The 21,481-nt window shown below is 37.3% G+C and carries 20 protein-coding genes; 11 read left to right on the top strand and 9 right to left on the bottom strand.

Annotated features, from left to right (window positions below; all coding sequences use genetic code 11):
• The first annotated feature begins 90 nt into the window (after positions 1 to 90).
• Positions 91 to 873, top strand: a complete 783-nt coding sequence (locus tag AC3G7N_RS08845; protein ID WP_489421787.1) for a TerC family protein — start codon at positions 91 to 93, stop codon at positions 871 to 873.
• A 46-nt stretch (positions 874 to 919) separates the two neighbouring features.
• On the opposite strand, the gene AC3G7N_RS08840 is transcribed toward AC3G7N_RS08845, so the two are convergent.
• Positions 920 to 1,579: a Type 1 glutamine amidotransferase-like domain-containing protein gene (locus AC3G7N_RS08840; RefSeq protein WP_489421786.1), complete on the bottom strand. Its 660-nt coding sequence runs from the start codon at positions 1,577 to 1,579 to the stop codon at positions 920 to 922.
• 29 nt (positions 1,580 to 1,608) lie between these two features.
• Positions 1,609 to 1,929: a nucleoside triphosphate pyrophosphohydrolase gene (locus AC3G7N_RS08835; RefSeq protein WP_489421785.1), complete on the bottom strand. Its 321-nt coding sequence runs from the start codon at positions 1,927 to 1,929 to the stop codon at positions 1,609 to 1,611.
• Positions 1,930 to 2,685: 756 nt separating this feature from the next.
• On the opposite strand from AC3G7N_RS08835, the gene AC3G7N_RS08830 reads away from it, so the two are divergent.
• The 4 genes from AC3G7N_RS08830 (at position 2,686) to AC3G7N_RS08815 (ending at position 8,214) form a co-directional block, all read left to right on the top strand.
• On the top strand, positions 2,686 to 4,014 hold the full coding sequence (locus AC3G7N_RS08830) for a sigma 54-interacting transcriptional regulator (protein ID WP_489421784.1): 1,329 nt from the start codon (positions 2,686 to 2,688) through the stop codon (positions 4,012 to 4,014).
• A gap of 18 nt (positions 4,015 to 4,032) precedes the next feature.
• The gene (locus AC3G7N_RS08825) at positions 4,033 to 5,337 is read left to right on the top strand and encodes an aspartate aminotransferase family protein (protein ID WP_489421783.1); all 1,305 of its coding nucleotides are present in this window, start codon (positions 4,033 to 4,035) and stop codon (positions 5,335 to 5,337) included.
• Positions 5,338 to 5,386: 49 nt separating this feature from the next.
• Entirely contained in the window at positions 5,387 to 6,760 is a 1,374-nt protein-coding gene (locus tag AC3G7N_RS08820) for a YjiH family protein (RefSeq protein ID WP_489421782.1), read from the top strand.
• A gap of 92 nt (positions 6,761 to 6,852) precedes the next feature.
• Positions 6,853 to 8,214, top strand: coding sequence for an FAD-binding oxidoreductase (locus tag AC3G7N_RS08815; RefSeq protein WP_489421781.1), 1,362 nt, complete (start codon positions 6,853 to 6,855; stop codon positions 8,212 to 8,214).
• A 222-nt stretch (positions 8,215 to 8,436) separates the two neighbouring features.
• On the opposite strand, the gene AC3G7N_RS08810 is transcribed toward AC3G7N_RS08815, so the two are convergent.
• Positions 8,437 to 8,835, bottom strand: a complete 399-nt coding sequence (locus tag AC3G7N_RS08810) for a (deoxy)nucleoside triphosphate pyrophosphohydrolase (RefSeq protein WP_489421780.1) — start codon at positions 8,833 to 8,835, stop codon at positions 8,437 to 8,439.
• 268 nt (positions 8,836 to 9,103) lie between these two features.
• Here AC3G7N_RS08810 and AC3G7N_RS08805 point away from each other — a divergent pair, with 268 nt between their 5' ends.
• Positions 9,104 to 9,853 carry an SGNH/GDSL hydrolase family protein gene (locus tag AC3G7N_RS08805; RefSeq protein ID WP_489421779.1) on the top strand — a complete coding sequence of 250 codons (750 nt, stop codon included), beginning with the start codon at positions 9,104 to 9,106 and terminating at the stop codon, positions 9,851 to 9,853.
• A gap of 45 nt (positions 9,854 to 9,898) precedes the next feature.
• On the opposite strand, the gene AC3G7N_RS08800 is transcribed toward AC3G7N_RS08805, so the two are convergent.
• Entirely contained in the window at positions 9,899 to 10,480 is a 582-nt protein-coding gene (locus tag AC3G7N_RS08800) for a YpjP family protein (protein WP_489421778.1), read from the bottom strand.
• A 220-nt stretch (positions 10,481 to 10,700) separates the two neighbouring features.
• Between AC3G7N_RS08800 and AC3G7N_RS08795 the strand changes: the two genes are divergently transcribed.
• From AC3G7N_RS08795 to AC3G7N_RS08785, 3 genes are all read left to right on the top strand, one after another.
• On the top strand, positions 10,701 to 11,360 hold the full coding sequence (locus tag AC3G7N_RS08795; protein ID WP_489421777.1) for a CAP domain-containing protein: 660 nt from the start codon (positions 10,701 to 10,703) through the stop codon (positions 11,358 to 11,360).
• Positions 11,361 to 11,667: 307 nt separating this feature from the next.
• The gene (locus AC3G7N_RS08790) at positions 11,668 to 12,111 is read left to right on the top strand and encodes a hypothetical protein (protein WP_489421776.1); all 444 of its coding nucleotides are present in this window, start codon (positions 11,668 to 11,670) and stop codon (positions 12,109 to 12,111) included.
• Between the two features lie 131 nt (positions 12,112 to 12,242).
• The gene (locus AC3G7N_RS08785; RefSeq protein WP_489421775.1) at positions 12,243 to 13,154 is read left to right on the top strand and encodes an EamA family transporter; all 912 of its coding nucleotides are present in this window, start codon (positions 12,243 to 12,245) and stop codon (positions 13,152 to 13,154) included.
• A gap of 40 nt (positions 13,155 to 13,194) precedes the next feature.
• On the opposite strand, the gene AC3G7N_RS08780 is transcribed toward AC3G7N_RS08785, so the two are convergent.
• Both AC3G7N_RS08780 and AC3G7N_RS08775 read right to left on the bottom strand, forming a co-directional pair.
• Positions 13,195 to 13,680 (bottom strand): CBO0543 family protein, encoded by a 486-nt coding sequence (locus AC3G7N_RS08780; protein ID WP_489421774.1) that lies wholly within the window; start codon positions 13,678 to 13,680, stop codon positions 13,195 to 13,197.
• 147 nt (positions 13,681 to 13,827) lie between these two features.
• Positions 13,828 to 14,340 (bottom strand): hypothetical protein, encoded by a 513-nt coding sequence (locus AC3G7N_RS08775; protein ID WP_489421773.1) that lies wholly within the window; start codon positions 14,338 to 14,340, stop codon positions 13,828 to 13,830.
• A 780-nt stretch (positions 14,341 to 15,120) separates the two neighbouring features.
• Between AC3G7N_RS08775 and AC3G7N_RS08770 the strand changes: the two genes are divergently transcribed.
• Positions 15,121 to 16,122, top strand: coding sequence for a DUF3231 family protein (locus AC3G7N_RS08770; protein ID WP_489421772.1), 1,002 nt, complete (start codon positions 15,121 to 15,123; stop codon positions 16,120 to 16,122).
• 78 nt (positions 16,123 to 16,200) lie between these two features.
• On the opposite strand, the gene AC3G7N_RS08765 is transcribed toward AC3G7N_RS08770, so the two are convergent.
• A complete protein-coding gene (locus AC3G7N_RS08765) occupies positions 16,201 to 17,607 on the bottom strand; it encodes a SpoVR family protein (protein WP_489421813.1) in 1,407 nt (468 codons plus the stop codon).
• A gap of 187 nt (positions 17,608 to 17,794) precedes the next feature.
• Between AC3G7N_RS08765 and ymzB the strand changes: the two genes are divergently transcribed.
• Positions 17,795 to 18,145 (top strand): protein YmzB, encoded by a 351-nt coding sequence (gene ymzB, locus AC3G7N_RS08760; protein ID WP_489421771.1) that lies wholly within the window; start codon positions 17,795 to 17,797, stop codon positions 18,143 to 18,145.
• Between the two features lie 99 nt (positions 18,146 to 18,244).
• Here the strand turns inward: ymzB and yhbH are convergent, their stop codons facing one another.
• Both yhbH and AC3G7N_RS08750 read right to left on the bottom strand, forming a co-directional pair.
• On the bottom strand, positions 18,245 to 19,414 hold the full coding sequence (yhbH, locus tag AC3G7N_RS08755) for a sporulation protein YhbH (protein ID WP_489421770.1): 1,170 nt from the start codon (positions 19,412 to 19,414) through the stop codon (positions 18,245 to 18,247).
• 123 nt (positions 19,415 to 19,537) lie between these two features.
• The gene (locus AC3G7N_RS08750) at positions 19,538 to 21,433 is read right to left on the bottom strand and encodes a PrkA family serine protein kinase (protein ID WP_489421769.1); all 1,896 of its coding nucleotides are present in this window, start codon (positions 21,431 to 21,433) and stop codon (positions 19,538 to 19,540) included.
• Positions 21,434 to 21,481: the final 48 nt, after the last annotated feature.

Here is a 21,481-nt window from a genome sequence, read left to right as displayed (position 1 = left end):
ATTATTGTAACATTTTAATATCGCAACCTTACGTTTATTCCCTTTCAAAACAGGGAAAAAATCAGCCTATGAAAGAAAGGTGATTATTGAATGGAGCTATGGCTTGAATATGGGTGGGCATTACTTGTCATCATTGGCCTAGAAGGACTGTTATCTGCAGACAATGCCCTTGTCATGGGTGTAATAGTTAAAAACTTACCAGAAAAAAAACGTAAAAAGGCATTGTTTTATGGAATAGTAGGAGCATTCGTTTTTCGTTTCGCTGCTTTATTCGCCATATCCTTTGTCGTAAATATATGGCAAATCCAAGCAATTGGTGCCGCTTACTTGATATATTTAGGTGTGAAAAGCATCGTTAAAAGCAAGAAGGAAGACAAGAAGGATTCAGGATCCGAAATTGATGAAAGTCAAAGCTTATGGAAAGCTATCCTAAAAGTAGAACTAACAGATATCGCATTTGCGATTGACTCAATACTAGCTGCTGTCGCAATTGCTGTGGCCCTCCCATCTACGCTATTACCAATGTTTGGCGGAATGGATGGAGGTAAATTCATTGTAGTATTCATAGGTATGATAATTGGTCTTGCATTAATTCGTGTTGCAGCAACCTACGTCGTCAAATTCATGAAACAGTACCCTGTATTAGAAAAGGCAGCATTCATCATTGTTGCATGGGTCGGTATCAAATTAGCCGTGCATACACTAGCCCATCCTGATGTGAAATTAGGATTAATCACAGAATCATTTACCCATAGTATATGGTGGAAGGCTGTCTTCTGGGGTGTAATGGCGTTGATTATACTAGTGTCTATTGTGCTGGCTAAGAGACGTGGTCCTGTGGAGGTTGATAGTGAGGAGAATATGTCATTGTAACTGGATATTCGGTTAACACTAAAGGAGAGGATTCGTTCTCTCCTTTTTAATTAATCTTATTCAATCTTTCTTCAACTATATGATAAACCCCGTCACCTTCAATAGCTTCAAGGTGGCTGTTAACTAAATAAACACCTGTATCTTCATCAATACCATAATTTACGTACTCACTATATTTGTTAACCGCTTCTCTTAAGTGATTTTCATCGTTCCATTGTGTAAAATGTACTGCGATCACTACATTGGAGATTAATCCCAAACCATTTCTTTGTTGAAACTTACTTTGTTCATTATCTTTAGCAGAAATAATACACACTTCAGGACTTATTAACGCACCAGCTGAAAAACCTGCTACAGGAATGCCTGATTCGTAACGTCTCTTTATTGCATTCGATATGGGTGTATCTACAATATAGTCAGCATATAGGTTTGTATCTCCACCATTGATAATAATGCCCGAACTATTAGCTATACAGTTGACAGCCTCTTCTATGGGAGTAGAAGGAAGTGGCAGAATGTGAAAGTCTCCCAATCCTAGCGTTCTTAACTCATCCATGTAATTAGACATATATTCTTCCCAACCGTCTCTTTCCACAAATAAAATGGAGACTGGTCCACTAGGCTCAGATGTCTTTGCGACAAACCTTCTTGCCATATTGGATGTGAATGGAGGACCTCCTCCAAATAGAAACAAATGCTTGTCCACATACTCACCTTCCTTTTTATAACTACTATCTATTCCACATCAATCAAAAATACCTTCTCTTTAAACCCACCACGTTGATCTGCCTTTTTCTCGCGGGTCTTTTCTACTTCTTCAATCGAGCTACCATGCACAGTAGCTAGGGAATGAATCAACTCTAGCATATCTGCTAATTCCTCTATAGCATCCTTATCATTATCCGCTTTTAAATACTCTTGTAATTCTTCTTTCGTTTTCTTATTTAGTTCCTTTACATAATCATCGTCAGACAAAGTAGTAGTATTAGCTTTCTTCCCCGTCATGTTGATAATTCCTGGAATTTTATCACGGATTAGTTTGTTGTATGTTGGCATTTGAATCTCTCATTTCATTTTTTATTTACTCAACTTTCGCAGACTGAAATAAGTAGATGATCCCTGAAGTAGTTGAATAAGCTCGCAATCCATTGTTGTAGTTGACACAAAATATATAAACTGCGACATAACTAAAAATCATGTTTTGTGTCCTGCGCGACCGCTGCGGAAAAATCACTTCGCTTTCCCGCAGGAGTCTACGTGTTTTTCCTTCGCTAGGTTGAGCTAAACCCTTAATTCCATCTTTTCACTTTTCAGTGATTGGAGCTGTGGGTAGTCGACTCCTGCGGGAGGAAAGGCATAGGTGAGACCCCGGAGTGCGTAGCACGAGGAGGCTCACCAGCCACCCGCGGAAAGCGACTATCCACAGCGGAAATCACGGCGCTGTTACGTCGCAGTTTATATCAGTTACGACAAAGTAAATAGCAACAAGTTTTATGAAAAGACATATTTGTAATTCGTGTCAAGTACCATATTTCAAGTGCTACAAGTACTACGGTTTATTGAATTCATCATAATTATCTATGTGCGAAAGTTGAGTTATTTAGTTACTATCTTATCCTGTTAACAGTACCATGTATGCCCTATCCCCTGAAAGCATTTCCTATCCTACCTACTCGATAAGCGAAACTACATTATAAATGACAGAAAATAATAACTAGTCTTGCATATCAAAATACCTTAATGTATACTCTTTATACAAAAACAAATAGTTATTCAATTATGAATTAAAAGTAAAGGATGTGAAATAATCCCGTGCAAAGTTTATACCTCCTTCCAAATACGGAAGAGGAAATTATCGATTCGTATGATGAAGATATAATTGTAACGAATCGAGATGGAAAAATTATAAAGGTTACACAAATTAGTGGTTTAAATTACGACTTATCCGCAAATGATTTATTAGGACAATCTGTCTATGAGTTGGAGGAGAAAGGGATTTTCACTCCTGCTATCACGCCTTTAGTTTTAAAACAAAAAAAGAAGGTTGCACTCGTTCAAACCACTTTGAATGGAAGAAAGGTGCTTATTACAGGTATTCCATTATTTAATGAACTGCATGAGGTAGAGTTTATCATTAGTTATTCCTATGAGGTTTCGGAGTTACACGATCTTCAGAAATACCTAAATGAACTTGAGGGGGAAATGTCAGCGGTTAAAGGGGAACTAGCATTACTTCGGGAAGAAAGCCTAAATGTTGAAGGGATTATTTCTGAAAGTAAATCAATGAAAAAAATTCTAAAAATAGTTAACAAAATTGCCCCACTTAATGTTGCAGTGCTTATACAAGGAGAAAGTGGTGTGGGGAAATCCACGATAGCTAAACTGATTCACAAACAAAGTATGAGACGGGATGGACCTTTTATCGAGGTGAATTGTGCTACTATCCCAGACGCCATCTTTGAACGTGAAATAGTTGGCGGGTCAGAGACATTGTCTTCTAAAAAAAGTGGATTTCTTCAAATGGCCCAATCCGGAACATTATACCTACAAGGGGTGGATGAACTTTCATTAGCCTCGCAAACGACTCTTTTAAAAGCGCTACAACAAACAAAAGGTAACTTTAGAATTGTTAGTTCAACCGAGCTGCATTTGGAAAATTTAATGGCAAATAAACAATTTAGAGAAGATTTATTTTACTTTTTACACGTTGTTCCTATTCAAATAAAGCCATTACGGGAGCGATTAGAGGATTTAAGTGAAATTATCCAGAAATACGTTGACAGGTATAACACTGTATATCAGATTGATAAGAAATTATCCGATAGTTTATTTCACGAACTACTCCATATGGAATGGAGCGGGAATCATTTGGAAGTAAAGAATTTAATGGAAAGGTTAATCGTTCAAAACGAATCCAATATCATAACTAAGGATGATTTACCTGTGGAGTATCGCAGGAATGACTCTGGTTTAGATACGCTCGAAATTGAAGGACGTACATTACCCGCAATTCTAGAAAGAGTGGAAGAAGAAGTTTTAATAAATGCACAAAAGCGATATAAAACAACCACTGAAATGGCCAAGATTTTGGGAATTAGTCAACCATCCGTGGTTCGTAAACTAAAAAAGTATTCAAATTAAGTATAATGGGGGATTTAAATGGTACAAACAGAACGCAATTGGCAGGAATTAGTAGGCTCAATCGGTAATTTTCTTGCTCCAAGTATGGCAAAAGACCATCCAAACTTACCTGTTGTAAAGGCGGAGGGATGTTATTACCACGGTGCAGATGGTAAAAAATATCTTGATTTCACATCAGGTATTGCTGTGGAAAATGTTGGTCACAGGCATCCTAAAGTTGTACAAGCAATTAAGGATAGTGCGGATCATTTAGTACATGGTCCATCAGGCGTCATTATATATGAATCGATTTTAAAGCTAGCGGAAGAACTTCAATCCATACTTCCACCTAAGCTAGATAACTTTTTCTTTGCAAACAGTGGGACAGAAGCCATTGAGGGCGCATTAAAATTAGCAAAATATGTGAAAAAGCGTCCTTATGCGATTTCATTCACAGGTTGTTTTCACGGTCGTTCTATAGGTGCATTAAGTGTATCGACGTCAAAAAGTAAATACCGTAAATATCAACAACCCTCATGGCTGACATACCAACTACCATTCGCACATCCAGAAGATTGCCCAGAAGGAATGGATCCAGAAGTGTTTTTCCCTGAAAGGCTAGAAAGAGATGCTGAAAGTTTATTTAAGCATCAAGTTGATTCAGACGAGATAGCTTGTATGATTTTAGAACCTATCTTAGGTGAAGGTGGTTACATTATCCCACCTAAAGCATGGCTGAAGAAGGTCCGGGAAATATGTGATCGCCATGATATATTACTTATCTTTGATGAAGTCCAAACAGGTTTCGGACGTACAGGAAACTGGTTTGCCGCTCAAACATTTGATGTAAAACCCGACATTATGGCAGTTGCAAAGGGTATTGCAGCAGGACTCCCTCTTAGTGCAACAATAGCTTCCAAAGAACTTATGGATCAATGGCCATTAGGTGCACATGGTACAACCTTTGGTGGCAATCCAATAGCTTGCGCAGCAGCCAGAGCATCACTTGAAGTTATTAAAGAAGAGAAACTACTGGATAACACGAACGCAATGGGGGCATACGCACTTGAACGATTAGCTGAATTGAAGAAAAAACATCCAATAATTGATGATGTTCGTGGTGTAGGTTTAATGATAGGAGTTTCACTTAAAAACCTTGAGACCGGTAAACCTGATGGCGACGCCGTAATGAAAGTATTAAATGGTTGTTTAGAAAAGGGAGTTTTATTTTATCTTTGTGGAAACTCAGGTGAAGTAATTCGAATGATCCCTCCTTTAACAGTTACAAAAGATCAAATCGATCATGGATTAAACGTACTTGACGAAGTTTTTGCATCGTTATAACAACAAAATAGATTGTGGCAGGTTTGATATAATATGAGGGGGTTTATTTATGGGTAGTAATTTGGAACAAAGAAATGAGGGAGAAATAAGTAAAGGAATTGACATAAGGGGATTAATGAAATTTTTGATCCCTTCTTTATTCGGTGTCTTTATCTTCCTATTTCCCGTTTATGATGAAGGTTCATTTAACATACCACTTGGGATAATAACGGAATTTGTAATAGCTTTATTAACTAGTGTACTTCCTGTAATCGTTACTTACGTTATATTAATTTCAGCCGTATTCACCATAATTACAACACTGTTTAAACCGAAAATAATTCTAAATTCAAATCTGCTAAATTCGCTGTTCCATGTATCCATGTTTTGGACAGTCACAAGAATACTAGGTACAGTCTTTGCAATCATGACTTATTATAATATAGGGTGGAACTTGATAAACTCAGAGGTTACTGGACAAGTGATGTTTAGCTTACTTACTACATTAATTGTATGGTTTTTAGTTGCATCCTATTTAATGCCCTACCTGATTAATTTTGGAGCAATGGAATTTGTTGGAACATTGCTCAGAAGCGTAATTAAACCGCTTTTCACTTTGCCCGGACGGTCAGCTATTGACTTATTAGCTTCATGGGTTGGAAACGTAAATGTTGGTGTAGTAATAACGCGAGAGCAGCATCGAGATGGGTTTTATACGGGTCGAGAAGCTGCAGCAATTGCAACTTGCTTTTCATCCGTATCGCTTCCCTTTTGCCTCGTAATAGCGGGAATGTTAGATATTGACCATATGTTCCCACTTTTGTATTTAACAATTTGTATAGCAGGGATAGTAAGTGCCATTATTGTTCCAAGAATACCACCGCTTTCCAGAATCCCAGATACGTATACGAAGGAAAATGATTATCATGAATATATTCCTAAAGGTGCCTCTAAATTTAAATGGGGACTTGAACAAGCCATTAAAAGAGCCAAAAATGCAGGTTCGTTTAAAGATCAAGTTAAACAAGGAACAGACGTATTCCTAGGTATTATTTTTGTTTTAATGCCACAAGTTATGGCTATCGGTACTATCGCACTTATCATCGCCGAATTTACATCTTTCTTTGATATTATCTCCAAGCCAATGGTTCCAATTTTACAAATGTTGCAGATCCCAGAAGCGGCCGAGGCTGCTCCAGCTACGATAGTTGGATTTATTGACATGTTTATACCTGCTGTTCTGGCAACTGGAATCGATGCCGAGATTACTAGATTTGTGATTGCCGCATTATCACTTGTTCAAATCATTTATTTGACCGAGATGGGAACCCTACTAATTATTTCAAAAATCCCTGTTGGTGTTGGACGATTGTTCCTTGTGTTTATGGAGCGTACATTAATCTCATTGCCAATTATTGCTTTAATGGCTCATCTTATTTATTAGCGAGGATGTGCTATAAAACCTGAACGGGAGAGGTGATTATTTCTCTCCTTTTTAGTTTACGCCAAACTTCAAAATTAAAGGGGATAAATCTAATGTTTATACAACACCTTATTGATAGAATCGGCAGCAATAAAGTTAGTCAAAATGAAACGGAATTGTTCCGTCATAGCCAGGATGAGTCACCCCATAAAGCCACCCGGCCAGATGTTGTTTGCTTCCCTGATTGCAAAGATGATATTAAAAATATATTAGAAGTCGCACATGTACATCGTGTTCCTGTTACAGCGTTCGGTGCGGGTTCTGGGTTGGAAGGGCAAGCAATTCCCGTTCATAAGGGCATTACAATTAACTTTGAAAATATGAACACTGTAGTAGACTTTTCACCGGAGGATATGACAATTACCATACAGCCAGGTCTTACACGCTTACAGTTGAATAAGTTGGTAAATCGACATGGATTAATGTTTCCGATTGATCCTGGTGCGGATGCTACGATTGGAGGGATGGTTGCAACGAACGCAAGTGGAACGACGGCAGTACGTTATGGCTCTATGCGGGATCAACTTCTTGATTTAGAGGTAGTATTAGCCGATGGAACAGTGATTCATACCGGTTCACATGCTAAAAAGTCCTCATCTGGTTACAATTTAACAGGTTTATTCGCTGGCTCTGAAGGTACATTAGGAATTATTACAGAAGTAACATTACGCCTTCACGGAATTCCAGAGTATACAATGGTAGCGCGATGTACCTTTGATAAACCAGAAACCTGCGTGAAAGCAGCTCAAACTATTTTGCTTAGCGGTATTCCAGTGATGCGCATGGAACTAGTTGATGCACAAAGTATTTCACAGGTGAATATGTACGGGGGATACGATTATCCGGTTAAGCACTCCTTGTTTTTTGAATTTGCAGGTTTAAGGGCTGCAGTTGAAGAGGAAGTAAAACTTGCAAAAGAGTTAATGAACGACCTTGGCTGTCAAGATTGGAAAATTGCTAATGACCCCACGGAGCAGAAGAAGCTTTGGAAAGCACGACATGAGTTGTCGTATGCTTATGGACATATAAAAGGAATGGCCGATACAGGCGCTGATGTTTGCGTGCCAATTTCACGTCTTCCAGAACTTGTTGTCTATGCACGTGAACTTATTGAGCAAAGTGGATTGGAAGGCGGCATCTTAGGACATGTAGGTGATGGTAATTTCCATACAATCGTAATCTTTGACCCGAATAACCCAGGTGAAAAAGAAAAGGCCGAATACACCAATGAAGCCCTCGCAATGCGTGCAATTGAAGTTGGTGGCACTTGTACGGGAGAACACGGTGTTGGGCTTGGTAAGATAAAATTCCAAAAAGCTGAACACGGGGAGGCGATTGGGATTATGAAAAACATGAAAAAAATGCTTGATCCAGAAGGGCTGTTGAATCCGGGGAAGATGTTTTATCTTCCCTAAGGAGTCCATATCACATCAAACCCATTCTTTATCGAGTAGTCATATAAAAGAATGATTTTTCTTTCCTTGTAATTCTCCATAACATTAGAGGTCTCATACAAAACCAACTCATGCAACTTTTCATTTCGATTACTATTCTGTTTTACTAGATTATGTTGAACAACTAGATTCCAATACACTTTTGCAAAGGAGTAGGCAATTTGATCATAGCTTAGAAGTATTTTATGAAATTAACTCACTAGATAATCTTTCAATAGCTGGGATATCAGCTGGAGCCCAATCTAACGATGTAAGTTCATTTGGAGACAACCATTTTATTGATACATGCTCCGTTAAAATAGGCTTTCGATCAATAAGCTCACAGTAATAGGTAGTCAAATGTACAATACCAAAGTCGTATTCATAAACTGTGTGTTCTACCTGATTGCCAATTTTTATTTTGCAATGCATTTCCTCTTTAATTTCTCTTTTCAATGCTTCCTGAGGTGACTCACCTTTTTCTATTTTTCCACCTGGAAACTCCCATTTGTATGGTAATGATTTGGTAGACCCTCTTTGTGCACACATAACTTTCTCATCTTCAATTATTACTGCTCCTACTACATGGATATCTTTTTTCATTGTATCCCCCCTAGTGTAAGACCTGTGAAATAAAATATTTATATTAGCCTAAATGTATTTAAACCATTCTACCATAACTAACCATCACTATTAATAATACCTTATTTCTTATTCACTATATTACAGTACCTAATTAAGGGTTTTAATCAATAACTTCTCTAATCATGGTGTTGATTAAATAAACTTTTCCTCCCACAAGATTTCGACAGACTATTCACACCAGAATGACTCATACTATGGACAGGATCATAAGAAAGGGAGTGTTTTTTTGAATAAAATTTTTAAACTACTGGCAATGCTTTTAGTTATAGGATTGTTATTTTCCAATACTGCCTTCGCAAAAAATGATAATGGAAAGCAATCACTTGTAGCTATAGGTGATTCCATTCCATTTGGCTACAACTTAGGGAAACATAATCATAATCCTGCAATAGACGCTTATCCTTATCTGATTGGGGTTGATGGTAATTTACGGGTGCGCAACCTTGGCGTTCCAGGCTGGCAAACGCCTCAAATGTTAACCGCTTTGAAAACGGACCAAAAATACCGTCAAGCGGTTAGACATGCTGATTATATTGTTTTAAACATTGGAAATAACGATCTTTTGCAAGCATTAAGAGCTGCTCAAGCAGGGAGTAATGAAAACTCGGTTCTTTTTATGCAATTGTTACAAGAAGAAATACAGAACAGCAACCTGTTCGCAAACATTGGTGGAATTATCGAGGAAGCTCGTACTCTTACCGATGCGCCGATCGTAGTATACAATGTTTATAATCCTTTTCAACTAAATGACCCTTTACATCCTATTGGTTCAACGATTCTACCTACTATTAATAATCATTTTAAGGATTTAACAACTTTGTATAACAGTCTATATGACGATATTCATTTGGCGGATGCCTATTCTGCGTTTGGCCAGAATCAAGCGACTTATGTAATTCCGGGTGACATTCATCCTACAGTTGAAGGGCAAATCAAACTTGCTGAAATTGGCTTAGATGTGTTAAATCTAAAATGATTTAAATAAACAAGCCGCCCAGTGGAAAACTTGGCGGCTTGTTTATTACGACATCCACTTCGGCGGAATATTTTTATCCCAATAAATTTCTCCAATAGTATGGTGTTCTTCAAAATCATCAGCACTTACATGATAGTGAAAATTAAACCAGTAGCCCTCTTGTGGTCGTTTATCACGTCTTACATCAAATCTAGCTAGATCCTTTTTTGTTTGGTAATCATATATGTTAAATATCTTTTCTCCATATCCTTTTGTTGGTTCTTCTGAAATTGCAAGATAAGGAGATTTTTCTTCTGCCTTTTCTAATATCCTACTAAGTACTTCTTCCATTTTAGGTAAAATTGCGCCCGTGAAATCATCATCTACTTGTTCAATAATTTTTGGCCCTAATTTGGTAATGGTCTGTTTTTTAGCTTGTTTAGTTAGTACACTTATAAAATCATTAGGATCATCTTCAAATGGTTCTTCTTCTTCAATTTCTGCAACTGGGATGATAACATCCGCTTCCGAAGAAACAGTTTCACTCATTTCCTCAGCGTTGGTATTCAGATAGGTAGGCGGAATATATACCCCAAGCGTCATAAATGTAATCAATACAACGGATATTTTTCTAATCCATAGCTTCATATGACTATCTCCCCGTTTATATACTTACGTACAATTTTACCATGATAAAGTAAATTGTCTATACAACTTTCAATTTTTAATAAAATTGTCAAATTTGTAATAAATTAAAAATCCTGAGATTCCTTACTATTTTTATTCACTACCATTTGTTTTATATTTCCATATATATTTTGTGAAAGTAAGTAAAAGATAAAAGAAAATAGACAAAAGGGGTTATCAGATGAAATTAAACCGACTTTTCATCAGTATTATTAGCTTACTAGTGATAGTACTTGCTGCGTGTACAAATAATGAAAATGCACTAGACCACTCAGGTGACATTGCTGAAAATGAAGGTGACACTTCCTCAAGTATCTATATAGGGACACCAAGTGGTGGGGAATTTTCTGACACTCAAGAGAACTATGACTATGACTTCACTGGTTTTGAGGAAGAATCCGATCAACCAATCCAGAAACAAACCAATACTGACGACGACAGCCAGCCTCTTTCACCTAAAAAGATGAGTGAATTTGAGTCATCCGTTATTGAATTGACGAATGCTGAAAGAATTGATGAAGGATTGCCCGAGTTACAACCAGACATACCGTTAAGTCGGGTAGCGGAACTAAAATCAAAAGATATGAGGACAAACCATTATTTTTCACATAAGAGCCCAACTTACGGATCCCCTTTCAACATGATGAGTCGTTTTGGCGTGTATTTTCAATCAGCGGGGGAAAATATTGCTCGCGGCCAACGGACACCACAACAAGTTGTAAATGCATGGATGAATAGTGATGGGCACCGGAAAAACATATTAAATAATGAATTTACTCATATTGGTGTTGGTTATGTGGAAAACAGTAATTACTGGACACAAATGTTTATTGAAAAGTAAAGAAGCTATTCATTGAAAACGGTCAACCGAACTGGTGACCGTTTTTTTGTTACTTTGCTGGGACTCTTTTTTGTAAACAAATTAATCATGTAGTAAACTTAGTAACAAATTTATATATTTCGAATACGAGGTGATTCAAATGGACAGTGCAACTCAATTTTACTTTAGAAACCTTGAAGCTAAGGACAAAGAAGTTCAACTCGAAGCATTTCATACTACCAAATACCGAAAGAAGTATATGTCTGCCTGGAGATAACATGAACTTATTTTAAAAAATGTGGGCGTTATCCTTGCAAGGGGGGTGTTTGTGAAGTTCTTCATGAAGTTACATGCTGTTAGCGCATTATATGGCTTTATATTTTTTATCGCAGTCGAACTTATGTTAAACGTATATCGTATTAGTGGAATAACTGGATGGGAACTGAATTTTGTTATCAAGGTGGGGCTCGCTATTTATATTGTTGGATTGATACTTTCTACTACCCTATTCATCATCGTGACCAAAAAATGGATAGAAAACCGAAAAGCTATCTATTGGTCCATCCTTCTTTGGTATCCATATTTCATTTTTTTTATTTATATATTTGCCTCTCTATTGCCTATCATTAATCCAGGATATGAACCTAATCCTGGAGTCGGTCTAATCATTATGCGTGCAGTAATCTGTTATCCATTTTACTTACTAAGTATCAATGTAGTTGGTACAGGAATAAGTGGTGGCAAATCAAACGAGGGAGATAAAATCCCCTAATGTTATTTATTGCGCTCAGGGTAAATTAAAACAGTATGAAAGATATTTAGAATAGTAGTATAGTTATTAAACAACTTTTGAAAGAATAATAAATCGGTTTAAAATGAATTACATGGCAGGAGTTTTATTTTATGGAAAAACAGCAGAGATGGGCAGGCTTTATATTAGTTTTACTTGGGGCAAGTTTTTGGGGAGTCGGAGGAACAGTGGCACAGCGTCTGTTTCAGGAAGATGGGATATCAGTAGAGTGGCTTGTATCTGTTCGCTTATTACTAGCAGGAATTGTCATGCTTATTTTATCTTTTCTCTTTAAAGACCGTCGGCAAATCTTTAAAATATGGTCAGACCGAAAAACAGCATCACAACTAGTCATTTTTGGTTTATTTGGTATGCTTGCAGTTCAGTATACGTATATGGCCTCCATTAGCTTGGGTAATGCGGCGGTAGCAACACTACTACAATATTTAGCCCCTGTTTTCATTATTTTATACCTTGTTATAGCAAGCATGAGCAAATTGAAAGCACGAGATGTATTAGCAGTTGCTCTAGCTTTAACTGGTACATTTTTATTGTTAACGAATGGATCGTTTGGAACCTTGTCAGTCCCAATATCTTCTGTAATATGGGGTGTTCTATCAGGCGTTTCTCTTGCGTTTTATACGCTCTATGCAGGTGGATTGTTGCAAAAATGGGGTTCACTTAATGTTATTGGGTGGGCGATGATTATTGGTGGAACTGGTATGAGTTTAATTCATCCCCCTTGGAATTTTGACTCTAGCAACTGGACGTTGGATACTTATCTTTATCTTGGATTTGTTATTTTGTTTGGAACCATGTTTGCTTTTTGGTTTTATCTGGAAAGTCTTAAGTACCTAAAACCACAAGAAACAAGTTTATTAGGTAGCCTAGAACCGCTAGCAGCAATTATTTCTTCTGTTTTATGGCTTCAAATCCCATTTGGAGGATATCAACTTATAGGAACGTGTTTTATTCTATTCATGGTTATGTATTTATCGATGTTTAAGGAGAAAACAGAGGTATAAATTTATTTGTTGAAAGTTCAGCAATCTTTAATTATATTTCTCATTCCTTGGATTGTGAATTAGAAAATTTTCTTACAATCGCAATAAAGCCCCTCTCTATCCATAAAAATAATGTTAAAGAAAACAATGTATAATGCCATTTCCACTTTTTCCATATGATCAATTTAGTATGCTTTTGCAAAAGATATTCAATAACTGTCATTGGTACGCTAAACAAAAGTGCTTTTGATAACGCCCCCAATGTCTTCGAACGATAAGATACCTGGTTGTATAAAACACCTATTGTTGGAAGTAATAAGTAATCAAATAGCAAGCTTATATTCACTTTTTTGCCGAAAAGCTGAGTAGGATAACTAATTAGCTTTCGAGCAGTAGCGAATAGGTCCATCATACCTGATAAAAAACCTGCTAATAAAAAAACAATTGTCCAATCCTTAAGAGGCGGCTTTTTTATCCAAACAGGAATGAGACCTATTCCAAGCAATGTTAAAAACAACAAAAATATTCTTTCTACTTTTTTTGCCATAACTTCCTCCCGTAATGCAAAATTATCATTTAGAAATGTAACATTCTAATTCAGCTTTTTTATATTTCCTTCTAATAGGGTTAACTATTCAGAAGTTGTATTTAATCCCATTAGCGGTATAACATAAAGGAAAAATATGTAATGAAGCTATTTTTTGTGGACAGTTTTATTTCTAGTTGTAAAGTATTTTTCGATAAAATGACCTATAGGCCCAACTATGACACCACCTGTCAATCCCGCAATCACAGGTGAATTAAACCAAAGACTAATATTAGAACTATTTTCCACGCGAATAGTTAACCCTATGATCATACCAGCTACTAAGCCAAAAAATAATCCAGTTAAATCCGGCTTGACTGGGGAATTATTTTTATTTATTTTCCTAGCTTTATTATAGGCTTGCCACATAGAAAAAGCCCAAAGTGAGGGATAAAACAATCCATACTCGAAATTAACCACATCATGAGCCCTTTTGAATTCACCTTGAAAAGTATATTGTAGTGATAAATTCAAGTTTGAATTAAAATTTATAAATAACTCTAAAGCCAGCAGTGTAAAAGCTAAGACGTAATCTCGGTTATAAAATTGTCCAAAGCTGGCACAGGCAAAAGACCATAACAAAGATGCCACAGGTGACTTATAGTTTTTCCTGCTTTCCATAACATACCTCCGTTGGTTAAATTTTGCCCAAACCATTGCCAAGCAGTCAATCCATAATTTGAAAGTTAGTATCAGGATTTTTCGGTTATCCCAAAATAAAAGGAGCGGGAAGATATCATTCTTAATCTCCCCGCTCTAAGTATTAAAATACTATATCCTCTACAAATAATGCCGCTAATCTAATTTAGAATAGCTTTAAGTATGTACTGGTAAATTATTTCTTATTTAATTGACTCAACCTTCGCACATAGATAATCAAGATGCATTCAATAAACTGTAGTACTTGTAGCACTTGAACTATGGTACTTGACACGAATTACAAATATGTCTTTTTGTAAATTTGTTACTATTTACTTTGTCCTAACTGATACAAAGTGCGACACTGGGGCAAGTTTAATTTACGCTCCGGGATCTTCAGCTGTTGCTTTTCTAAGCAGGAGTCGACTGCCCTCCACTCCAATTAAATGCCACGTTAGCGGAAGAAATACACGAAGACTCCTGCGGGAAATCGTAGTGATGAGACCCCCGCAGTGAGCGTTCTTTGCTCGCGAGGAGGCTCAGCGCAAGCCCGCGGAAAGCGTAGTGCATTTCTGGAGCGGAATGTTATGTAGTATTTTATATATTTTGTGTCAACTACAACAATGGATTGAGGGCTTATTCAACTGCATCAGGGAGCGTCTACTTATTTCAGTCTGCGAAAGTTGAGTAATTGATAAATATTATAAAATTAGTTGGGGACACTTCTACTAACTAGAAAATATATAAAAGGAAGGTATCCCTATGGAGAAACCCCAAATTACTTCATCAGAAATGGCAATGCTTTGGACGCAATATATTCAAAATAGTATGTCTGTCCAAATCCTAAAATATTTTAAAGAAACAGTAGAAGACAACGATATTCGCCCTGTGGTTGAGTGGGCATTAGATATTGCTGAAAGAGCAGTTAAAGAAATTGGACAGATAATTCACCTTGAGAAAATTCCTTTTCCAGATGGTTTTTCCGAGAAGGATGTAGACTTAAAATCTCCAAGGTTATTTACAGATGGCTTTATGTTATCTTTTATTGAAAGTTTGGGTACAGCAGGAATGTTAGCTTGGAGTATTTCACAAGGAACCTCCACTCGTAATGATATTCGATCACTCTTTACAACGTTCCTTGCCGAGAATTCTAAACTGTTTAATTTATCAGTTGACACCGCCTTATCGAAAGGGACATATATTAGACCCCCTTTTATAACAATACCAGATGAAGTTGAATATATTGAAGGAAAAAAATATCTATCAAGTGGACTTAACCCTTTTAACAAAAGGTCATTAAATCACATTGAAGTCCTACATCTTTTCCAAAATATAAAAACGAATTCCGTTGGTGAAATGATTAGTACCGGATTTGCCCAGACAACCAATTCTAAAGAAGTTATGGCTTTTATGCGACGAGGCAAGGAAATTTCTCAAAAACATAAAAAAATATTCTCAGAAGTCCTATCCCAATCGGATATTAGTACACCAATGTCATGGGATAACTGTTTAACTGATTCCACGACCCGGGTTTTTTCGGATAAGCTCATGATGTATTTAATAAGTGTATTAAGTGCAAGTGGTCAAGGAAACTATTCTACTGCCTCAACTGCTAGTATGAGATATGATTTAGTATTCAATTATCAAAGGTTATCAGTGGAAATTGCATTATTTGCTAAGGATGGACTTGAAATTATGATAAGTAATAATTGGGTAGAAGAACCACCTCAAACACCCGATCGAGCTGAATTATTTAAACATTGATGTAAAACCCTCTCTCTGTAGTAAATGAACGAAAAAACGCTTGGATGATAAAACATAATCACCCAAGCGTTTTCCCTTCTACAAATAATGCCGCTGTACCCGATTCCCATCATACGAATATTTGACTTTTCTATCCTCCACGTACGTTTCCATGTGTACGGTTCGCCCCCATAATTGATAGAGATATGGAAGCACATTTTCCAGATATGGTAAATTCAATTCCGTACCTTCATATCCATGCACTAAATAAAGCTCACCATTCCGCAAATAATCGCCGTCTTCCACACTTATAAATGGGAAGCCTCCATTCACTCGCATGTGTATTAGTTGGTCTCTCACCTGCTCGTAATCCTTATCTGTTATCTTGTAATCACGCCCTTGTTTTTCGAACAAATACATATCTTCCTGTCGAACAAGATCTTTCGTTAAGTAGTTTCGGATGAATGAAATGTCCGATTCAACCTCACGCACCTCAAATATTTTTTCCCTACCTGAATTTGGTTTAACACCTAACTCCCGCATTTCTTTAGTAGGATTATTGTATCGCTCTTCAATATCCTCAAACATTTTCGATCCAAGGTAATAGGGATTGATTTGCTGTTTCGATGGCTGTACAACGCTTGCATTCAATGAAGCAAACTCAACCGCTTCGTCTGAAGTTAAATCCATTTCCCTTAAGATGCGTTGGTGCCAGATGCTAGCCCAGCCTTCGTTCATGATTTTTGTCTCAAGCTGTGGCCAGAAATACTGCATTTCTTCACGCATCATCGTTAGAATATCACGTTGCCAATTTTCTAATTCGCGACTATTCTCCTCAATAAAAAGCAAAATATCTTTTTCCGGCTTCTGTGGAAATTTTTTCTTTTGTCTATCCGTTGCTGGCTTCTTCTCAGATGATGCATCTTTATCCAGACTCCATAAATCATCATAAGGGGTTACTGGTCGCGCTTGTTCTTTCTTATCATCCGCTTCAACGTCATTCACATTTAACCTTGGTCTTACAATTGATGGATCAATATGCTCCTGAATCGATAGAATAGCGTCTAAGAACTTTTCTACCTCATCCTTACCGTGTACCATCTCATAGTCTGCAATTCGTTCTGCTGTTGCTGTCATACTCTCCACCATGTCTCGTCTAGTATTGGAGAAGCGAACATTATTTTTGAAAAAATCGCAATGAGCAAGTACATGCGCAACAATGAGTTTATTTTGAATCAAGCTGTTCGTATTTAGTAAAAATGCATAGCAAGGATTGGAATTAATGACTAGCTCATATATTTGACTTAATCCAAGGTCATACTGCAGCTTCATTTTATGAAACTGTTTACCAAAGCTCCAATGGGTAAACCTCGTTGGCATGCCATATGCCCCGAATGTATAAATAATATCTGCAGGACAAATTTCATAACGCATCGGAAAAAAATCAAGTCCAAATCCAGACGCAATATCTGTAATTTCATCAATCGCGTTTTGGAGTGCCTTCATTTCTGTCAATGTGATCCCTCCAAGTGTACTTTTTATAGCTTATGAAACAGGAAGGAAATAATGAACGATGATTTCTCATAAAGGTTTGTCCATGGCGTTTTTTTATATATTCTTTTTTGTAGTTTTGAATAGATTCCCTGTATCATTTTATAAATCAAGGAAAGTCTAAACCATAGAGGTGATTATCATGGAACAAAATTCTATATCGATTGAGGAATTCAACGACTTATTGAATAAGTGGACCGGAAAGAATATTAAAATTTTAAAACAAGAGATTGATGATAATGATGAGACGTTAATGACATTAGAGAGAGTCTCGTATTTGGAACACACAGGAACGATAGACGATTATGTAGCAAAGTACGCACTTCATTTAAACGGCACTGGAAAAATAGAAAACGATGCTCATAATCTTGAACCGCTCCCATTACCGTCTTATGAAATACCACTCGAAGATACAACAAACTATCAATTCGACGGATCTCACTTCACTTTGAAAAATGAACGAGCAGCATACATGATTGAGCTTGCTGAATAAGATTCCTTTGCATCAGCAGCTTTTTGAGATCTATCGACGTCTTCCTCGTTTTCATCAGCTACCTCAAAAGGGCATCCCACCCGGGAATGCCCTTCATGATCAAACGGTAGCCTCTTCTTTTCTGAAAAAACTCTTCATTGCATGATACACATCTTGTTTTTCCTTTAGGATGTAGTGACGAAATTTTGGATTGTCAACTGCTTTGAAAGCGTTCATCAATGTTGTATTACGGCTTCTTTCATTAATTTCCCCATAACCAAACATATTAGAAACCTCCATCATCTCTTTAACAAGCTTCATACATCTTGCGTTATCAGACGCAATATTATCACCATCTGATAGATGAAACGGATAAATATTAAAGCGTGATGGATTGTACTTTTCGTCAATTAGCTCAAGTGCCTTCGTGTAAGCTGAGGAACAAATCGTTCCACCGCTTTCTCCTTTTGAAAAAAAGGCCTCTTCTGTTACAACTTTTGCTTCCGTATGATGGGCAATAAATTCAATATCTACTGTTTCATATTTTGATCGTAAGAACCGTGTCATCCAGAAAAAGAAGCTTCTGGACATATACTTTTCAAATGTTCCCATTGATCCACTCGTATCCATCATCGCAAGTACAACCGCTTTTGATTCGGGCTTTGTTACATCATTCCACGTTTTAAAACGTAGGTCATCATTGTAAATAGGTGTTATTCCTGGCTTTCCTTCTCGAGAATTTCGTTTCAAAGCTGTTAAAATGGTTCTTTTTTTATCTACATTACCCATAAGTCCTTTTTTACGAACATCGTTAAATTCCACTTTTTCATTTATGATTTCAGCTTGTTCTTTCTGTTTTAAATTTGGGAGCTCCAATTCGCTGAAAAGGGCCTCCTCTAACTCTGCTAGAGATACTTCTGCTTCATAGTAATCGGTGCCAGCTTTGTCCCCAGCCTGTTTTCCTTTTCCAGCACCATCTTTTCCGTCATCACTCGGTTCACGTGCAACGACGTCACCAACTTTACTATCCCCATTACCTTGACCAACATGCTTTGATTTATCATAGTTATAACGTATTTTATATTCATCCAGGGATCGAATTGGAATTCTAATAACATCTTTACCATTTGACATAATAATTCGTTCTTCGCTAACAAGATCCGGCAAATTATTTTTAATAGCATCTTTCACTTTATCCATATGACGTTGCTGATCTTGTAGACCTTTACGATGGAGGGACCAATTTTCCTGGGAGACGACAAAACTACCTTTACTCTCTTCTTGCACCATATCCTCTCCTATCTATGCTTTTTTTAGCTTATGCATTTGCAAACAAGTTGTTGTCGGTTTTTGGGTAAAAAAATAACAAGACATCAAAATGATCCGTCTTGTTATTTTTCATGGGTTATCTAGTTATCTATTAAGCAAGCTTCCGACATAACGCAATAACTCATTAGCAGATATTGAGTTGTAGCCATGTTCATCAATTAACCGTGCAATTACTTCGTTAACCTTCTTAAGCTGTGATTCATCCGGCGTTTGGGATGAGGTCGTAATTTTAACAACATCCTTTAAATCAGCAAACAGTTTCTTTTGAATGGCTTCACGTAAGCGCTCATGAGACGTATAGTCAAAGCGCTTCCCTTTCCTTGCATAGGCAGAAATACGAATGAGAATTTCTTCACGGAAACCCTTCTTGGCATTTTCTGAAATACCAATTTGTTCCTCAATCGAACGCATAAGCTTTTCGTCCGGATTCATTTCTTCCCCAGTCAGCGGATCTCGCAGTCTATTTTTATTACAATAGGCTTCCACATTATCAAGGTAGTTATTCATTAACGTTTTCGCAGACTCTTCATACGAATACACGAATGCTTTTTGAACTTCTTTCTTGGCAATTTCATCGTATTCCTTTCTTGCGACAGCAATATAATTCATAAAGTCTTCTCGATCCTCCTGTGAGATCGATGCATGCTGGTCAAGTCCGTCTTTCAATGAACGCAACACATCCAAGGCATTAATTGCAGGCACTTCCTTACGAATGATTGTCGATGAAATTCGGTTGATCACATATCGTGGATCAATTCCATTCATGCCTTCTTCCGTATATTCTCTCTTTAATTCCTCCACATCCACTTGGTTGAATCCTTCCACATTTTCTCCATCATAAAGGCGCATTTTCTTTACAAGATCTACCCCTTGCTTTTTCGAACCCTTCAACCTTGTCAAAATGGAAAAAATAGCTGCAACCCTAAGTGCATGTGGCGCGATATGAACATGTGCCATATCACTTTCGTTAATCATCTTTTCATAAATCCGCTCTTCCTGACTTACTCGTAAATTATACGGAATAGGCATGACAATGATTCGCGAATGAAGTGCTTCATTCTTTTTATTCGAAATAAAAGAACGGTACTCTGCTTCGTTCGTATGGGCGATAATAAGTTCATCGGCCGAAATTAACGCGAACCTACCCGCTTTAAAATTGCCTTCCTGTGTCAAAGATAATAGATGCCATAGAAACTTCTCATCACATTTCAAAATTTCCTGAAATTCCATCATTCCTCGGTTAGCTTTATTTAATTCACCATCAAAGCGATATGCTCTGGGGTCCGATTCTGATCCATATTCCGCAATCGTAGAAAAATCAATACTTCCCGTTAAATCGGCGATATCCTGTGATTTCGGATCTGAAGGACTAAATGTGCCGATTCCAACACGTTTATCTTCAGAGAAGAAGATTCGTTCTACCAGTACATCTTCCATCCGGCCATCGTAATCCTGGTCAAGCCGCAGCTGGTTCAGAGGCGACAAACTGCCTTCAATGCGAATCCCATATTCTTCAAAAAAGTCGGCACGCAAATGGCTTGGAATAAAATGAAGTGGATCTTCATGCATCGGACAGCCTTTAATTGCATAAACCGCACCCTCATCTGTCCTAGAATATTGTTCAAGACCGCGCTTTATCATGGTCACAAGTGTAGACTTACCACCACTAACAGGCCCCATTAATAACAAAATTCGTTTCCGAACATCGAGCCTCTTTGCAGCAGGATGAAAATATTCCTCGACCAATCGCTCAATTGCATCTTCCAGTCCAAAAATTCCTTCTCCAAAAAACTGGTACATTTTCCGACCGTCTCGTTCCTTTAAACCAGAACTTTTAATCATATTGTAAACGCGCGAATGTGCTGTCTGGGCAACTTCAGGCCTTTGCTTCACAATCTCCAAATACTCTTCAAATGTTCCTTCCCACATGAGCCTTCTTTCTTCTTCCCTATAGCCCTTTACCTTGTTTAAAATATCCATGAATATTCCCTCCATCTATGTCAGGGTTTATATATCGTATGCATGGGC

This window comes from Virgibacillus carmonensis (assembly GCF_057836705.1).
The sequence above is the reverse complement of the archived record's forward strand: the minus strand, read 5'-3'. Positions and strand labels throughout refer to the sequence as shown.

Bases quoted from the DNA above. Each gene is read 5' to 3' on its own strand.
- AC3G7N_RS08765 (WP_489421813.1), bottom strand. From the start codon at position 17,607: ATGAAGGCACTCCAAAACGCGATTGATGAAATTACAGATATTGCGTCT.
- AC3G7N_RS08825 (WP_489421783.1), top strand. From the start codon at position 4,033: ATGGTACAAACAGAACGCAATTGGCAGGAATTAGTAGGCTCAATCGGT.
- AC3G7N_RS08750 (WP_489421769.1), bottom strand. From the start codon at position 21,433: ATGGATATTTTAAACAAGGTAAAGGGCTATAGGGAAGAAGAAAGAAGG.
- ymzB (WP_489421771.1), top strand. From the start codon at position 17,795: ATGGAACAAAATTCTATATCGATTGAGGAATTCAACGACTTATTGAAT.
- AC3G7N_RS08785 (WP_489421775.1), top strand. From the start codon at position 12,243: ATGGAAAAACAGCAGAGATGGGCAGGCTTTATATTAGTTTTACTTGGG.
- AC3G7N_RS08845 (WP_489421787.1), top strand. From the start codon at position 91: ATGGAGCTATGGCTTGAATATGGGTGGGCATTACTTGTCATCATTGGC.
- AC3G7N_RS08775 (WP_489421773.1), bottom strand. From the start codon at position 14,340: ATGGAAAGCAGGAAAAACTATAAGTCACCTGTGGCATCTTTGTTATGG.
- AC3G7N_RS08820 (WP_489421782.1), top strand. From the start codon at position 5,387: ATGGGTAGTAATTTGGAACAAAGAAATGAGGGAGAAATAAGTAAAGGA.
- yhbH (WP_489421770.1), bottom strand. From the start codon at position 19,414: ATGGTGCAAGAAGAGAGTAAAGGTAGTTTTGTCGTCTCCCAGGAAAAT.
- AC3G7N_RS08795 (WP_489421777.1), top strand. From the start codon at position 10,701: ATGAAATTAAACCGACTTTTCATCAGTATTATTAGCTTACTAGTGATA.
- AC3G7N_RS08780 (WP_489421774.1), bottom strand. From the start codon at position 13,680: ATGGCAAAAAAAGTAGAAAGAATATTTTTGTTGTTTTTAACATTGCTT.
- AC3G7N_RS08835 (WP_489421785.1), bottom strand. From the start codon at position 1,929: ATGCCAACATACAACAAACTAATCCGTGATAAAATTCCAGGAATTATC.
- AC3G7N_RS08800 (WP_489421778.1), bottom strand. From the start codon at position 10,480: ATGAAGCTATGGATTAGAAAAATATCCGTTGTATTGATTACATTTATG.
- AC3G7N_RS08815 (WP_489421781.1), top strand. From the start codon at position 6,853: ATGTTTATACAACACCTTATTGATAGAATCGGCAGCAATAAAGTTAGT.
- AC3G7N_RS08770 (WP_489421772.1), top strand. From the start codon at position 15,121: ATGGAGAAACCCCAAATTACTTCATCAGAAATGGCAATGCTTTGGACG.
- AC3G7N_RS08810 (WP_489421780.1), bottom strand. From the start codon at position 8,835: ATGAAAAAAGATATCCATGTAGTAGGAGCAGTAATAATTGAAGATGAG.